The following is a 14,532-nucleotide window of genomic DNA, read 5'->3' on the forward strand; positions in this document are numbered from 1 at the left end:
GCGCCCGGTCAGGCGACGCGGCGGTCGGGTTCGCTGCGGTAGCGGGCATGGTCACCGTCGATGCGCAGCAGCTGCCACAGGCGACGGGTCACCGGGTTCATCAGACCCAGATCCGAGGCGAGGGAACGCATGTCGCCGAAGTATCCGGCCAAGGTCTTCGAGCCCTCGGGTGAGCGCCAGAAGGCTTCCTTGATGACCTCGCGGGGAATGTCGAAAGTGCGCGCGAACTCCGGTGGCGGGGCCATGATCTCGCCCGCCAGCCAGCGCATGGCGAGGGGGAAGGCGATGCCGCAGACATTGCGGTAGAGCGGGTTCATCGCCGGGACGTGTTCCTTCAGGAACTCGTTGGCGAAGGAGATGTGGCGCGCCTCTTCGGCGATATGGATCTCCATGCACCGCACGACCGCGGGCGGCAGGTGGGCTCCGTTGCGGATGACCGCCTTCTGATAGTGGTCGATCGGTTCCTCGCCGCCCAGGATGCCGATGAACAGGATGGCCCAGGCGTAGCCGCCCGCCACGCCGATGAACGGGGACAGGGTGCGGAAGATCGGGCGCATTCCCGGGACGTCCACGCCGATGCGGTTCACCAGCTCCTGGAACATCTGGATGTGATTGCACTCCTCGGTCATCTCGTGGAGGCAGTAGCGGAACTCCGGAGAGCCGTTGGGCAACCGCATGATGTATTGCATCATCCCGCGGATCAGGATGCTCTCGAATGCCGCGCCGACCTTGATGGCATTGGCGATGCGCCACCGCCCGATCTCGATCTGCCTCTCCAGCGGCTGCGCCCGATACCACGCGGTCGCCCCGAGCGGATCGATCTCGGGTGCCAGCACCCACCGCGGATCCTTTGGATCGATCCGGAACTCCGGTGCGTCCCAATCGATATCGAGGTACGGGTCGAAGTTCCTGTGCACCGATCCTTCGGACAGGGTGCGCAGGAAATCCGCGTACTCCCGTTCGGCCGGAACCGTCTTCGCTGTCGTCAGAGCCACCATTGCCTCCTCGTCTCCCCGCGCCTGTGCGGTGCGACACACTCCAAAGTAAGTGATAACCAGAGTTACACACAAGGGGTTGTCGGTCGCGAATGTCAATGTGCACAGCCGGAGTCGCCGGAATTCTGCGGATTACCGATAGAAGTGGAGGTCGGGCCCCGATAGCTTCGTGTCGACCATGCCGTCCACCAGCGAGAGGATCACATCAGCCGTGGAGATTTCGGGCTCGGCCGCCATTGTCACCGGAGGTGCGTCCGGTCTGGGTGCGGCCACCGCCAAGCGCTTCGCCGACCTGGGCGCGACCGTGTTCGGCCTGGATCTGGCTCAGTCCATCGAGCGCGCGGGCGACAGCGTCCCCGCCGGTGTCACCCTCATCCCGACCGACGTCACCAGCGGTGACGAGGTGGCCGCCGCGGTCGCCAAGGTCGTGGAATCCGGTGTGCCGCTGCGCATCGTCGTCAACTGCGCCGGTGTCGGCTGGGCGGGACGCATCCTGTCCAAGAATGGCCCGCACGACCTCGAGCTGTTCCGCATCGTGATGACGGTCAATCTGCTGGGCACGTTCAATGTGATGCGCCTGGCCGCCGACGCGATCGCCAAGACCGAGCCGGTCGACGAGTACGGCCAGCGTGGCGTCATCATCAACACCGCGTCGGTCGCGGCGTTCGAGGGTCAGATCGGCCAGATCGCCTACTCCGCCTCCAAGGGCGGCGTCACGGGCATGACCGTTCCGGCCGCGCGTGACCTGGCGCAGTTCGGTATTCGCGTGAACACCATCGCCCCCGGCACCGTCGACACCCCGATGCTCGCCCACGTCACGGAGGAGTACCGCAAGAGCCTCGAAGCCGGAATCCCGTTCCCGTCGCGCCTGGGCCGCCCGGACGAGTACGCGCAGCTGGCCCAGTACATCACCGAGCACGACTACTTGAATGGCGAGACCATCCGCATGGACGGCGCGCTGCGCATGGCGCCGCGATGAATTCTGCTGCCGCGCTCCGTCTTACCTGATGAACGGCGCGACACGAGCGCCACACCAAGGAGGAGGCGCGTCATGTCGATCCGGAAGCCGCTGCAGCGAGCCCGGCACCTGCATCGAAAGCTGGTGCAAGCCCATCGCGACCAGTTCGCGGAAACCGCGGTCCTGCACCATCGGCGAGTGGTGCAGGACGCGTGGCGCGGGGCTCGCTGAGAATGGAAGTTCGGCCGATGTCGCATTGACGCCAATATTCTTTCACTGATATCGCCACGGGGCGGCACGCAATATGTATGCGTGCCGCTTTCGTATCGCATTGAACGGCAGCGAAATTTCTCGCGGGCTCTGAATGATGTTGTGCGACAGCGTATGTGGATGGCCTGGGCGATCGATTGTGGACTGCGCCTCTTTCAGATATTCCCGGTGTGTGATATCAGTTCTATTGCTAGCCAAAGGGGCCCGGTTCGATCATTCGTAGAGTTTCAATTGCGCAAAGGCGATCAACCTTGACCAGAGAAGCAACGACAACCAGATGGCTATCGGCTGCGGTGGGCGCGTGTGCCGTTTCACTCGGCATTGCCGCCGTCTGTACGGGCCCGGGTGCCACCGCCTCGGCCGCGGTGGCGGGCGGCGGGTTCGCCGCCTATGTCGACACCTCGCTGTACCCGGCATTCGACCTCCTGACCTCGGCAAAGGCCACCGGTGCGACCGAATACAATCTCGCGTTCGTCACCGACGGCGGGTCCTGTTCGCCGAAATGGGGAGGAATCGCCGATATAGGACAAAATTCCACGGCTGCGCAGATTTCCGATTTCCGGAAGGCGGGCGGCGATGTCCGAATCTCCTTCGGTGGGCAGACCGGCAGCGAACTCGCGACAACGTGTTCCTCGGAATCCGCGCTGCAATCGGCTTACGAGGCGGTGATCACCCAATTCCGAGCCACCAAGCTCGATTTCGATATCGAGGGCGGCGCCATCGCCAACGCCGCGGCCAACACCATGCGCGCGCAGGCTCTTTCCGCATTGCAGAAAGCGCACCCGGGCCTGGAGATCTCGTTCACCCTGCCGGTGATGCCGACCGGCCTCACCGCCGACGGCACCAACCTGCTCGCGAACGCCGAGAGCAAGGGCGTCGACGTCACCGCGGTGAATATCATGGCCATGGATTACGGTTCGTCGTTCTCCGGCGACATGGGCGATTACGCCATCCAGGCCGCCACCGCCTCCGAGGCTCAGGTCGCTCAGGCGCTCGGCGTCTCGGATGCCTGGAACAGGGTCGCGGTGACCCCGATGATCGGCGTCAATGACGTACAGGGCGAGACGTTCACCCTCGCCGACGCCGCGAAGCTGGCCGATTTCGCGAAATCCAAGGGCCTGGCCTGGGTCTCGATGTGGTCGGCGACCCGCGACAAGCCATGCCCGAACGGCGGCGCGTACGCGGATCCCACCTGCTCGGGAATAGCTCAGCAGGACAACGCGTTCCAACACGCTTTCGCCGGCCTGGGCGGTTCCACGCCACCGACGACGACCGCGCCCACCACCACGGCGCCGGTGACGACCACGGTGCCGGTCACGACCACGGCGCCGGTCACGACCACTCCGCCTCCGACCACGACCCCGCCGACGAAGACCGTCGCCCCGTCCACGACCACCGCCGCCCCGCCCACCTCGAGCACCAAGCCGTCCGTCCAGGCGTGGCAGGTCGGTGCCACCTACAAGATCGGCGACACCGTCACCTACGACGGCAGCACCTACCGCTGCCTCCAGGCGCACACCGTCGACGATCCGACCTGGACCCCGAGCAACACCCCGGCCCTGTGGGAGAAGGTGTAGTCCCCGGTCTCGGCGGACGGAACCCGCCGCGTCGGTGCGCAAGCACACCGGGCTGGATCCCCGAACACGCGGTCCTGCACCACCCGCCGGGTGGTGCAGGACCGCGTGGCGCGGCAGCACCACCACATGCTGTCCGGGGTGTGGACCGGTTCTGGGGCGCGGCGGAACCGGCCGCTCATGCGGCGGTGGCGTGATGATCGAATTGGTGCGAGCCGAGGACTGTATCGCCTGCGGCAAATGCGTCGATGTCTGCCCGACCGACGTGGTCGACCGGACGGACAGCGGAATCCCGCTCATCGCAAGGCAATCCGACCGCCAGACCTGCTTCGTGTGTGAGGCGTACTGCCCTGCCGACGCCCTGTATGTCGCCCCCAAGTCCACCCCGATCCGGGACCGGGAGGCCATCGCGGAGGCGCACATCGGCCGCTACCGTGAGCAATTGGGCTGGGGGAAGGGGCGCAAGCCGGGCAGCCTGCTCGCGATCGGCCCGATTCTTCCGCACGGCGGGCCGCCGCCGCGCGTGACCGAACTCGCGCACCCGGCCCGATAGAACTCGGCCACCGATAGCTATCTGCTATCAGGGGCTGCGGTTCTGTGGCAGCTGAGTCGTTGATCAAATCGCGTGAAGCTGTGATTGGCGTCGCGGCCGACGCGGCCCCGTCCGAATCAGCGCAGGGCCAGGGCGAGGAAGAAATCGACGCGGTCTTCCAGGCGGGACAGGTCGCGGTTGGTGAGTTCCTCGATGCGCTGGATGCGGTAGCGCAGCGTATTCACGTGCAGGTGCAGCAGATCCGCGCACTTGGTCCACGATCCCGAGACCTCCAGGAAGGTCTCCAGGGTGTGGACGAGGTCGGCGCGGTTGTCCTGGTCGTAGACGCGCAGGGGGTCCAGGAGGCGGACGCGGAACATGCGGCGGACCTCGTCGGGGACGCTGGCCAGCAGGAGCATGTGGGTGGCCAGTTCGTCGTGGCGGACGACGCTGGTGGGCTGCTGGCGTTCGGCGGCCATGCGGCGGGCGTAGCGGGCCTCCTCGACCGCGCCGCGCAGGCCCTCGCCGTCGACCGCGCCGCTGATGCCGACGGATAGTCGGCTCTGCTGCAGGCCGGGTTCCAGCGCTTCGATGGCGCGGTGGATGTGGTCGTCGAGGGCCTGTTCGTCGCCGAGGGCGACCAGCAGGATGACTTCCCCGTCGACCACGCCGATGGCCGGGCCGCGACCGGAGAGGATCTCGCGCAGGACCGCGCGCAGCTCGCCGGGGCGGACCGCGCCCGAGTCGGCGGTGGCGGCCACCGCGAGGTAGCGGTCGGACAGGCCCAGGCCGGTGAGTTCCAAGCGGGAGATGATGTCGGCGGGTTTGGCGTCGGACATGATCAGTTCGATCAGTTCCTGGGCCAGTCGCCCTTCGGCGCTCTGCCGGTCGTCCTGGCGGGCCTTCTCCAGCGACACGACCGCGGCCAGCTCACCGATGAGCGCCCGGCGCTCCTCGGGCCAGTCCTTGTAGTCGCTCTCGAAGACCAGGAACCAGTCCGCGATGCGCGAGGTGCCGTCCGCGTCCACCGCGAACAGCGAGTACCGGACCTGGCTGTGGGAAAGCACATGCGGCAGCCGCTTCGCGCCCAGGAAGGCCGATCGCACCTGTTCGGGCAGGTCGCGGGTGGGCCCGGCGACCACGCGGCCGAGCGAGGACACCACCCAGCAGCGGGTGCCGAGCGTGCGATGCACCAGATCCAGGACCGAGTCGAGCCCGCCGCCGGACACCAGCTGCCGGTGCCGGTCCAGGATCGCGCTGAGGTCCGCGGCCCGTCCGGAGGACAGTCGCCGGTTGATCTGCTCGGTGACCGTGGCGAAGGCGATGTGCTCCTCGACCTCGAAGAGCGGGATTCGGTGTTTCTTACAAGCGTCGATCAGATCCGCAGGTGATTCGCCGAAAAGCGCGCTGCCGGCGGCCAGGGCCGCGACCTTCGCCTTCGCGATGTTGCTGACGAATTGCTCGCTGTCCTCGGGTTTGGTGCGCCATTGCAGGCCGGTAAGGACAAACTCACCGCCGGAGAGGTATCGGCTGGGATCTAGCATGTCGGTAGTTACTACCCAGCGTACGAAACGGTCCAGCTCGTCCTCTCCGGTGACGAGCCGTAGGCCCAGGTCGTTCATGGTCAGCAGGGAACGTAACCGCATTTGTCCGAGGCTAACAGTCGGTGACGTCCTGGTTACCGAACTTGGATGTAACTACAAACGAGCCCCTGTGAACCAGGCCACAGATTCGGATGTCTCGTCCTTTCGAGCACGCCCGTCGGCCGGGTTAGGTGGTGGAAACACGCCAATGACGGTTTGGAGGTCGGATGTCGAGTCGCCTGGAATGGCTCGGTTCGCTGTCCCTGGAAGAGGCCGAGGCGCAGCTGCTGACCTGCAATGCGTCCCGGGCCTGGGCCAGGAAGATGGTCGCGAACCGCCCCTACGCCGACGAATCGAGTCTGATCGCCGCCGCGGTGACCGGTGTGACCGAGCTGCCGTGGGCCGATATCCAGGAGGCGCTCGACGCGCACCCCCGCATCGGGGAGCGCACCGCCGCCAAGCATCAGTCCGAGCAGGAAGCCAAGTGGTCGGCCGACGAGCAGTCCGGCGCGACCGACGCCGACGCCCAGGTCAAGGCCGATCTTGCGGCCGCTAACGTGGCCTACGAGGAACACTTCGGCCATGTCTTCCTGATCCGCGCCGCGGGTCGCAGCGCCGCCGAGATGCTGTCGGAACTTCAGATCCGACTGGGCAATTCGGTTCCGGACGAGCAGCTGGTCGTGCGCCGCGAACTGGCCGACATCACCGGGCTGCGTGTCCGGAAGCTGCTGGACTGTCGGTAAGAGGACTGCACGTGACGAAGCTCGTTATCGAAAACGCTTACATCGCACCGGTTGTCGGTGACGAGATCCCCAACGGCTATCTGATCGTCGGCGACGACGGCCGGATCGAAGCTCTCGGCGCGGGACCGGCGCCGACGGTGGTGGGTGCTGAACGCCTCTCCGGCACCGGCTGCCTGGTGACCCCGGGCCTGGTGAATACCCACCACCACCTCTACCAGTGGGCCACCCAGGGCCTGTTCCAGGACGCCACCCTGTTCGAGTGGCTGACCGGGCTGTACCGCCTGTGGGCGACCATGGACGCCGAGATCGTGCACGGCGCGGCCACGGCGGGCCTGGGCTGGCTGGCGCTGACCGGCACCACCACCTCCACCGATCACCACTACATCTTCCCCAAGGGGCGTGGCGATCTGTTCGAGGCGGAGGTGCGCGCGGCGCGCGAGATCGGCCTGCGCTTCCACCCCTGCCGCGGTTCCATGGACCGCGGGCAGTCGCACGGCGGCCTGCCGCCGGACGAGGTGGTGGAGAACCGCGACGAGATCCTCTCCAGCACAGAGGAAATCATCCGCACCTACCACGACCCGTCGTTCGATTCGATGCTGCGCGTGGCCGTCGCCCCCTGCTCGCCGTTCTCGGTGTCGGAGGGTCTGATGGTCGAATCCGCCGCGCTGGCCCGCGCGCACGGCGTCCGCCTGCACACCCACCTCGCCGAGACCCTCGACGAGGAAGAGCACTGCATCGAGCAGATGGGCTGCACGCCTGTCGAATACATGGAGAAGCTGGGCTGGCTCGGCGACGACGTGTGGTTCGCGCACGCGGTTCACCTGCACGACAAGGATATTGCGGCTTTCGCGCGGACCGGCACCGGTTCGGCGCACTGCCCGACGTCGAATGCCCGTCTGGGCGCGGGGATCGCGCGGGTCACCGACCTGCTCGCGGCCGGCGCTCCGGTCGGCCTGGGCGTGGACGGCGCGGCCTCGGCCGAGCTGACCTCGATGGCCGGGGAGATGCGCCAGGCGCTGCTGTTCCAGCGCGCCGTGCGCGGACCCCGGGCGTTCACCGCCCGGCAGGCGCTCGAGGTCGGCACCCTGGGCGGTGCGCGAAACCTGGGCCGCCACAACGAGATCGGCTCGCTCGAGGTCGGAAAGCTGGCCGACATCGCGGTCTGGAAGGTGGACGGTTTCCGTGCCGCCCTCGAGGACCCGGTGTGCGCGCTGGTGTTCGGCCCGCAGCCCCCGCTCGCTCGTCTGCTCGTCGGTGGCAACACCGTCGTGGAGAACGACGAGCTCGAGACCATGCCGCACGACGCGGTCGCACAGGCCGGCGTCGACGCCAGCAGGCGAATCATGCGACAGGAGAACCGATGACGTTCTGGTAGAACCCATAATCCTCGATCCACCCGCATTGCCGGAGAACCACCCACGCTCTCCTCGAACACCTGCGATCGCCGCAGCGATTCGCGATGCCTGCCGCACGCGGGGCGGCACCGGGACCATCACCCTTGCTCCCGGCAGTCCGGACGACAGCATCCGGAAAAGTTGATTAACAGGGGCAAGTCCGTGTTCAGCGGTAAGGACCCCACAACAAGCATCACCGAATCCGAGGCCCGGGAACCCCAGCCCCCGCGCCAAAGGTCGGCTACGCCCATAGGAGGGCAGCCATGACCCAGACTCAGTCACCGATCACCACATCGGAAACGACGCGGAGTTCCGCGCTCGAGAAGTTCTTCGGACTCTCCGAGCGCAAGACCACCCTATCCCGCGAAATCCGCGGCGGCATCACGACATTCGTCGCTATGGCGTATGTCATATTGCTCGTGCCGCTGATCCTCGGCGGCGTCGCCGACGCGCACGGGGACAAGCTGAGCATCGCTCAGCTCACCACCACGACCGCCTTCTCGGCCGGTCTGACCACCGTCCTCATGGGCCTGGTCGGCAATGTGCCCCTCGCATTGGCCGCCGGCCTCGGTCTGGTACCCGTCGTCGCCTTCCAGGCGGCACCGCACATGACCTGGCCGCAGGCCATGGGCCTGGTGGTGCTGATGGGCATCGTGATCGTGATCCTCGCGGCCACCGGCCTGCGGACCATGATCATCAATGCCATCCCGCTGGCCATGAAGAACGCCATCGGCGTCGGCATCGGCATGTTCATCGCCATGATCGGCCTGGCGTCCTCGGGCGTGGTCGGCAAGGGCGCGGGTACCCCGGTGACGCTGGGCGTGGACGGGCACCTGTCGGGTTGGCCCACCGTTATTTTCGCGGTCGGCCTGCTGGTCATGCTGGCGCTGTTCATTCGCAAGGTGCCCGGCGCGATCCTGATCTCCATCGCGATCGCGACCGTGCTGGCCATCGTCGTGAACTCCATCGCGAAGATCGACCCCAAGCAGTGGGGCACTGTCGTGCCCGAGAAGCCCAAGTCGCTGTTCGCCACCCCCGACTTCGGTCTGTTCGGCCACATCGACCTGTTCGGCGGCTTCGCCACCGCGGGTGCGATCACCGCCACCACCGTGCTGTTCACCCTGGTGCTGACCGGCTTCTTCGATGCCATGGGAACGGTTTTCGGCGTCTGTGACGAGGCCGGCCTGGTCGACGAGAAGGGTCAGGTGCCCGGCATGGGCAAGATCCTGACCGTCGACGGTGTCGCCCAGATCCTGGGTGGTCTGTCCGGTGGCGCGGGTTCCACGGTGTACGTCGAGTCCGCGACGGGCGTCGGTGAGGGTGCCCGTACCGGTCTGGCCAGCGTGGTCTCCGGCGGATTGTTCTGTGCCGCCATCTTCTTCACCCCGATCGCGGCCGTGGTCCCGATCCAGGCCGCCGCTCCCGCCCTGGTGCTGGTCGGCGCGCTGATGATGACCCAGGCCCGCAAGATCGACTGGAACGATCTCGAGGTCGCCATCCCGGCGTTCATCACGATCGTGCTCATGCCGTTCACCTACTCGATCACCAACGGCGTCGGCGCGGGCCTGATCGCCTACACCGTGATCAAGCTGGCTCGCGGCAAGTTCCGTGAGATCCACTGGCTGGTGGCCGTGGTGAGCCTGGTGTTCGTCGCCTACTTCGGTATCGACGGCATCGAAATGGCGCTGGGGCACTAGTCATGCGCGACATCGCGGCTCAGCTGCTCGAATGGCACGAGGCGGGTATGGATTACGCGCTCGCCTCGGTCATCGGGGCCGGTGGCTCCGCTCCGCGTCCGATCGGCTCGGCCCTGGCCGTGGCCGCGGACGGCACCGTCATCGGAAATATCTCCGGCGGCGTGGTGGAGGAGTCGGTCGCCGAGCTGTGCCGCGAGTCGCTGCGTACGGGCCGATTCGCGCGGGAGAGCTTCGGCTACAGCGATTCCGACGCCTTCGAGGTCGGATCGTCCTGCGGCGGAACGATTCAGGTGTTCGTCCAGTCGGTGACCGAGGCCAATCGCGATGCGGTGGACAAGGTCCTGCGAGCTGAGGGGGAGGCCGTGGCACTGGTCCGCGACCTCGACAGCGGCGCCGTCATGGCGCTGGGCACCTGGTGGAGCGCCGGAGCCGAACTCGACGAACAGGTGGTGGCGCAGGCTCAGGCCATGCTCGACGCCGGACAGACCGCGGTGAGGGCCGTGGACTGCGGTGTCGACGCCGCGCCGGATGGACCCTCCGCCATCTCCACCGTTTTCGTCGAATGCCATGTGCCGGCGCCGCGTCTGATCGTTTTCGGGGCGATCGACCTCGCGGCCGCGGTAGTGCGAATCGGCAAATTCCTCGGCCATCACGTCACCGTGTGCGACCCGCGGGCGGCCTCCGCCACCCGCGATCGTTTCCCGGAGGCCGACGAGATCGTCGCGGAAATGCCCCACCTGTATTTGGCGCGGACCCGGGTCGACGCCCGGACCGCGCTGTGTGTACTCACTCACGACGCCAAACTCGATGTGCCGCTACTGGAGGTGGCGCTTCGCCTGCCGGTGGCGTACGTGGGTGCGATGGGCTCCCGGCGCACGCACGAGGATCGTCTCCAGCGACTTCGTGCCGTCGGGATGAGCGCAGCCGAACTGGCGCGGCTGCGCTCGCCCATCGGGCTCGATCTCAGCGGGCACACCCTGGAGGAGACCGCGGTCTCCATCGCCGCCGAGATCGTGGCGGTCCGCCGCGGGGGAACCGGGTTGCCGCTCGGCGCCTACGGCGGGCTCCTGCACCGCGACGTGATCGCGGTACCGGAGGTGACCGTGCCGGACTATCCGGACGGCTTGTACGTCACCCTCTGATCCTGACTCTTCCGACCGAACAAGGAACTACAGCAATGCCTTTGATCTTCCTGAACGGGGGTGCCATGCGCGGCGGACCCCTGAACTACCTCCTCGAGGGCGCGTCCTTCGCCGGGGAGGCCAAGACCGCGGCGCAGTACCGGTTCTATTCGGTCGGCGACCGGTTCCCGGGCCTGCACCCGGTGGCCTACGGCGGCGTGCCCATCGCCGGCGAGCTCTACGACGTGCCGATGGAGGTGCTGCGCAATCGGCTGCTGCCCTCCAAGTCGCCGGACCTGGAACTGGGTGTGATTGCCTTGGACGACAACCGCTCGGTGTTCTCCATGATGCTGCGCCGCCCGGCCCTGTCCGACCCGCAGCTCGTCGACATCACCGATTTCGGTAGCTGGCAGAGCTACAAGGAGGAAATCGCACGATGAAGTACACCGCCGAGGGCGCGCCCCGGAAGTTCGACGCGCACTGCTCGATCCTGTTCACCGATCTGCCGCTGCTGGAACGTCCGGCGGCGGCGAAGGCGGCGGGGTTCGAGGCGGTCGAATTCTGGTGGCCCTTCGGCGAGAACCCGGTGCCGGGGGACAAGGAGGTGGACGCGTTCATCTCCGCCGTCTCCGATGCCGGGGTTCAGCTGGTCGGGCTGAACTTCATCGATCTGGTTCCCGCGGGGCGGGGGCTGGTGTCCGTGCCCGGGCGGGAGAGCGAGTTCCGGGACAATATCGACGTTGCGGTCGGGATCAGCGAGCGGCTCGGATGCCGCTCGCTGAATGCGTTGTACGGCAACCGGATTCCCGGCGTGGATCCGGTGCGGCAGGACGAGCTGGCGCTGGAGAACCTGCGGCTGGCGGCTCGCGCCGCGGCGCGCGTCGACGCGCAGGTCGTGCTCGAAGCGCTCAATTCCATTGAATCGCCGGACTATCCGATCGTCTCGGCCGCCTACGCGGCGGCGGTGATCGACGAGGTCGGCGAACCCAATCTCCGATTCCTCTGCGACCTCTACCATCTCGCCCGCATGGGTGAGGACCTGCTCGGCGTGATCGAGAAGTACGCCGCCTACATCGGGCACGTGCAGATCGCCGACGCCCCCGAGCGCAGCCGGCCCGGTACCGGCACCCTCGACTTCGAAAGCCTGTTCGCCGCTCTCGACGCCGTCGGCTACGACGGCTGGATCGGCCTGGAATACAAGGACCCCGAACACGATTGGAGTTGGATCGCGTGAGCAGCATCGGATTCATCGGCCTCGGCATCATGGGTGGGCCGATGGCCGGGCACCTGGTCGCCGCGGGCCACGAGGTGACCGGGTACAACCGGTCGCCGGGCGCGCTGGAGAAGCTGAAGGCCGCCGGTGGAGCCGCGGCCGGAAGCGTCGCGGCGGCCGTGGCCGGGCGGGACATCGTGATCACGATGCTGCCGCAGGACGAGCAGGTCGTCGAGGTGTTCTCCGAGATCCTCGAGCACGCGAAACCCGGTGCGCTCTATATCGATTTCTCCACCGTGACCCCGAAGACGTCCGAGTGGACCGGCGCGGAGGGCGCGAAGCGGGGACTGCGGGTCCTCGACGCGCCGGTGAGCGGCGGTGAGCCGGGGGCGATCAATGCGGCGCTGTCGATCATGGTGGGTGGGTCCGAAGCGGATTTCGAGGCCGCGAAGCCGGTGTTCGCCGCTGTCGGAAAAACATACGAACTGGTTGGGCCCAATGGCTCGGGTCAGGTCGTGAAAGCCGCCAACCAGCTCATCGTCGGCGGCACCTACGCCCTGGTCGCCGAGGCGATCGTGCTCATGGAGAGCCTCGGCGCGGACGCCGCCAAGGGTCTCGACGTGCTCGCAGGTGGCCTCGCGGGCAGCAAGATCCTCGAACTCAAGCGTAAATCCATGCTGGAGCGCGACTTCCGACCCGGCTTCCGCATCGACCTGCACCACAAGGACATGGGCATCATCACCCAGGCCGCCCGCGACGCCGAAGTGACCATCCCCATGGGCGCACTCACCGCCCAGCTCATCGCCGCCGCCCGCGCCATGGGCCACGGCTCACTCGACCACTCGGCCCTGCAGCTCGTCGCCGAAGCGCTCTCGGGCAAGGCGAACTCGTGAACGGCATGATGACCCGGCCCCCGCATTGGCTGGACCGGCACGAGCACGGCCACCGCGGCTGGCCCGCCGGCTGGGTGGTCGACCGCTACACGGTGCAGCTGCCCGTGGTGGAGATGGCCTCGGCCGGTGGTGGATCCACGGAGGCCGCCGCCCCGAGACCCGAATGCGACGAGGCACGCCGCGACTCCGGAATCGATGAGGTGCGGGGAGACTCCGACTCGACAGGACTCACACGATGAGCTGCCCGGGCCCGGCTCGCAGCGGTGAACATCGGTTCAGCGCGCCGCGCGGGCGCGGGGGCCATGGCGACGCGGTCGGAATCAGCGAGGGCGCACGATGATCCCGCCGCGGGGCGGAGTGCGGAAGGGATGGCAGGAGGGCCATGTGGTCGTGGCTCCGGACAAGTTCCGGGGTTCATTGACCGCGCCGGAAGTGGCCGCGCATCTGGCGGCCGGGCTGCGGGCGGCACGACCGGATGTGCCGGTGGTGACGGTGCCCGTCGCGGACGGCGGGGAGGGGACGGTGGCCGCGCTGGTGGCGTCCGGGTATTCCGGACTGCAGACGAATGTTACCGGGCCGGTGGGGAATCCGGTCGTCGCTTCGTTCGCCATGCGCAGTGATCAGACCGCCGTGATCGAGCTCGCGGAGGCGTCGGGGTTGCGGCGGTTGCCCGGGCGGGCGAGCGCCACCACCGCGATGACCGCTACGAGTGTGGGGACAGGGCAGCTCATTCGGACCGCGGTGATGCGCGGGGCTCGGCGTGTGGTGCTCGGTTTGGGCGGTAGTGCGTGCACCGATGGGGGAGCGGGCATGCTGACCGCGCTCGGGGCGAAGCTGCTCGACGGGTACGGGCGGCCGTTGCCGCCCGGTGGCGCGGCCCTGCGGCGACTGGCCCGTATCGACACCAGTGAGATGTTGCGAGTGCCGGTCGTGGTGGCCTCCGATGTGGACAACCCGCTGCTCGGGCAGCGCGGCGCCGCACAGATTTTCGGCCCGCAGAAGGGGGCCGGGCCGCGCGAGATCGAGGCCCTCGAAGCCGGGCTGGCGCGGTTCTCCGAGATCGCCCGGCGCGAGCTCGGGGTCGACGAGGCCGATGCCCGCGGGGCGGGCGCGGCCGGTGGCGTGGGCTTCGCGGCGCTCGCCTTCCTCGGCGCGGCGGTGCGGCCCGGGATCGAAATCATCCTGGAGCAACTGGATTTCGCGCGGGTGCTGGCCGGAGCCCGCCTGGTCATCACCGGTGAAGGCTCCCTCGACGAGCAGACCCTCAACGGCAAGGCCCCCGTCGGCGTCGCCCGCGAAGCGTGGCGCGCCGAAGTGCCCGTCATCGCGGTCTCCGGCCGCCGCACCATCGACCGGGACCTGTTGCGCCGCTTCGGCATCGACAACGCCTACGCCCTCACCGACATCGAACCCGACCCGCACATGTGCATCTCGCACGCCGGTCCGCTCCTCGAACAGCTGGCCCACAGCCTCGCGGTCGTCCACCTGGACCGCCCGCTGACCCGAACCACCTGACGAGCCTCGACCACCCGCTGGGGCTGACCACCCCACGTCCCCGA

The 14,532-nt window shown here is 67.7% G+C and carries 15 protein-coding genes; 13 read left to right on the plus strand and 2 right to left on the minus strand.

Annotation, left to right across the window (positions count from 1 at the left end; all coding sequences use genetic code 11):
* Positions 1-8 precede the first annotated feature (8 nt).
* Positions 9-998 (minus strand): AurF N-oxygenase family protein, encoded by a 990-nt coding sequence (locus GPX89_RS12915; protein ID WP_157387692.1) that lies wholly within the window; start codon positions 996-998, stop codon positions 9-11.
* A 208-nt stretch (positions 999-1,206) separates the two neighbouring features.
* On the opposite strand from GPX89_RS12915, the gene GPX89_RS12920 reads away from it, so the two are divergent.
* The 4 genes from GPX89_RS12920 to GPX89_RS12935 all read left to right on the plus strand — a co-directional run bounded on the left by GPX89_RS12920 (position 1,207) and on the right by GPX89_RS12935 (position 4,350).
* A complete protein-coding gene (locus GPX89_RS12920; protein ID WP_328601776.1) occupies positions 1,207-1,974 on the plus strand; it encodes an SDR family NAD(P)-dependent oxidoreductase in 768 nt (255 codons plus the stop codon).
* 72 nt (positions 1,975-2,046) lie between these two features.
* A complete protein-coding gene (locus GPX89_RS12925) occupies positions 2,047-2,184 on the plus strand; it encodes a hypothetical protein (protein ID WP_157387693.1) in 138 nt (45 codons plus the stop codon).
* 290 nt (positions 2,185-2,474) lie between these two features.
* Positions 2,475-3,800, plus strand: coding sequence for a carbohydrate-binding protein (locus tag GPX89_RS12930; RefSeq protein WP_157387694.1), 1,326 nt, complete (start codon positions 2,475-2,477; stop codon positions 3,798-3,800).
* A gap of 193 nt (positions 3,801-3,993) precedes the next feature.
* A complete protein-coding gene (locus tag GPX89_RS12935) occupies positions 3,994-4,350 on the plus strand; it encodes a 4Fe-4S dicluster domain-containing protein (protein WP_157387695.1) in 357 nt (118 codons plus the stop codon).
* Positions 4,351-4,466: 116 nt separating this feature from the next.
* Here the strand turns inward: GPX89_RS12935 and GPX89_RS12940 are convergent, their stop codons facing one another.
* Positions 4,467-5,975, minus strand: a complete 1,509-nt coding sequence (locus GPX89_RS12940; RefSeq protein WP_157387696.1) for a PucR family transcriptional regulator — start codon at positions 5,973-5,975, stop codon at positions 4,467-4,469.
* 164 nt (positions 5,976-6,139) lie between these two features.
* On the opposite strand from GPX89_RS12940, the gene uraD reads away from it, so the two are divergent.
* From uraD to GPX89_RS12985, 9 genes are all read left to right on the plus strand, one after another.
* On the plus strand, positions 6,140-6,655 hold the full coding sequence (gene uraD / locus GPX89_RS12945; protein ID WP_157387697.1) for a 2-oxo-4-hydroxy-4-carboxy-5-ureidoimidazoline decarboxylase: 516 nt from the start codon (positions 6,140-6,142) through the stop codon (positions 6,653-6,655).
* 11 nt (positions 6,656-6,666) lie between these two features.
* A complete protein-coding gene (locus tag GPX89_RS12950; RefSeq protein ID WP_328601777.1) occupies positions 6,667-8,019 on the plus strand; it encodes an 8-oxoguanine deaminase in 1,353 nt (450 codons plus the stop codon).
* 293 nt (positions 8,020-8,312) lie between these two features.
* Entirely contained in the window at positions 8,313-9,746 is a 1,434-nt protein-coding gene (locus tag GPX89_RS12955) for an NCS2 family permease (protein WP_157387698.1), read from the plus strand.
* A 2-nt stretch (positions 9,747-9,748) separates the two neighbouring features.
* Positions 9,749-10,888, plus strand: a complete 1,140-nt coding sequence (locus GPX89_RS12960; RefSeq protein ID WP_157387699.1) for an XdhC family protein — start codon at positions 9,749-9,751, stop codon at positions 10,886-10,888.
* A gap of 35 nt (positions 10,889-10,923) precedes the next feature.
* The gene (locus tag GPX89_RS12965) at positions 10,924-11,307 is read left to right on the plus strand and encodes an allophanate hydrolase-related protein (protein ID WP_157387700.1); all 384 of its coding nucleotides are present in this window, start codon (positions 10,924-10,926) and stop codon (positions 11,305-11,307) included.
* Positions 11,304-12,101: a hydroxypyruvate isomerase family protein gene (locus GPX89_RS12970; protein ID WP_157387701.1), complete on the plus strand. Its 798-nt coding sequence runs from the start codon at positions 11,304-11,306 to the stop codon at positions 12,099-12,101. The genes GPX89_RS12965 and GPX89_RS12970 overlap by 4 nt, the downstream gene beginning before the upstream one ends.
* Positions 12,098-12,973 (plus strand): NAD(P)-dependent oxidoreductase, encoded by an 876-nt coding sequence (locus tag GPX89_RS12975; RefSeq protein ID WP_328601778.1) that lies wholly within the window; start codon positions 12,098-12,100, stop codon positions 12,971-12,973. The genes GPX89_RS12970 and GPX89_RS12975 overlap by 4 nt, the downstream gene beginning before the upstream one ends.
* A complete protein-coding gene (locus tag GPX89_RS12980) occupies positions 12,970-13,212 on the plus strand; it encodes a hypothetical protein (RefSeq protein WP_157387702.1) in 243 nt (80 codons plus the stop codon). The genes GPX89_RS12975 and GPX89_RS12980 overlap by 4 nt, the downstream gene beginning before the upstream one ends.
* Positions 13,213-13,357: 145 nt before the next feature.
* Complete coding sequence (locus GPX89_RS12985; RefSeq protein ID WP_407939385.1) at positions 13,358-14,488, plus strand: glycerate kinase; 1,131 nt, start codon at positions 13,358-13,360, stop codon at positions 14,486-14,488.
* The last annotated feature ends 44 nt before the right edge of the window (positions 14,489-14,532 follow it).

Source organism: Nocardia terrae (assembly GCF_009760405.1).
GTDB lineage: Bacteria > Actinomycetota > Actinomycetes > Mycobacteriales > Mycobacteriaceae > Nocardia > Nocardia terrae.

Excerpts from the sequence above, each read along its gene's own strand:
- uraD (WP_157387697.1), top strand. The coding sequence starts at position 6,140 with ATGTCGAGTCGCCTGGAATGGCTCGGTTCGCTGTCCCTGGAAGAGGCC.
- GPX89_RS12960 (WP_157387699.1), top strand. The coding sequence starts at position 9,749 with ATGCGCGACATCGCGGCTCAGCTGCTCGAATGGCACGAGGCGGGTATG.
- GPX89_RS12940 (WP_157387696.1), bottom strand. The coding sequence starts at position 5,975 with ATGCGGTTACGTTCCCTGCTGACCATGAACGACCTGGGCCTACGGCTC.
- GPX89_RS12965 (WP_157387700.1), top strand. The coding sequence starts at position 10,924 with ATGCCTTTGATCTTCCTGAACGGGGGTGCCATGCGCGGCGGACCCCTG.
- GPX89_RS12915 (WP_157387692.1), bottom strand. The coding sequence starts at position 998 with ATGGTGGCTCTGACGACAGCGAAGACGGTTCCGGCCGAACGGGAGTAC.
- GPX89_RS12935 (WP_157387695.1), top strand. The coding sequence starts at position 3,994 with ATGATCGAATTGGTGCGAGCCGAGGACTGTATCGCCTGCGGCAAATGC.
- GPX89_RS12925 (WP_157387693.1), top strand. The coding sequence starts at position 2,047 with ATGTCGATCCGGAAGCCGCTGCAGCGAGCCCGGCACCTGCATCGAAAG.
- GPX89_RS12955 (WP_157387698.1), top strand. The coding sequence starts at position 8,313 with ATGACCCAGACTCAGTCACCGATCACCACATCGGAAACGACGCGGAGT.
- GPX89_RS12970 (WP_157387701.1), top strand. The coding sequence starts at position 11,304 with ATGAAGTACACCGCCGAGGGCGCGCCCCGGAAGTTCGACGCGCACTGC.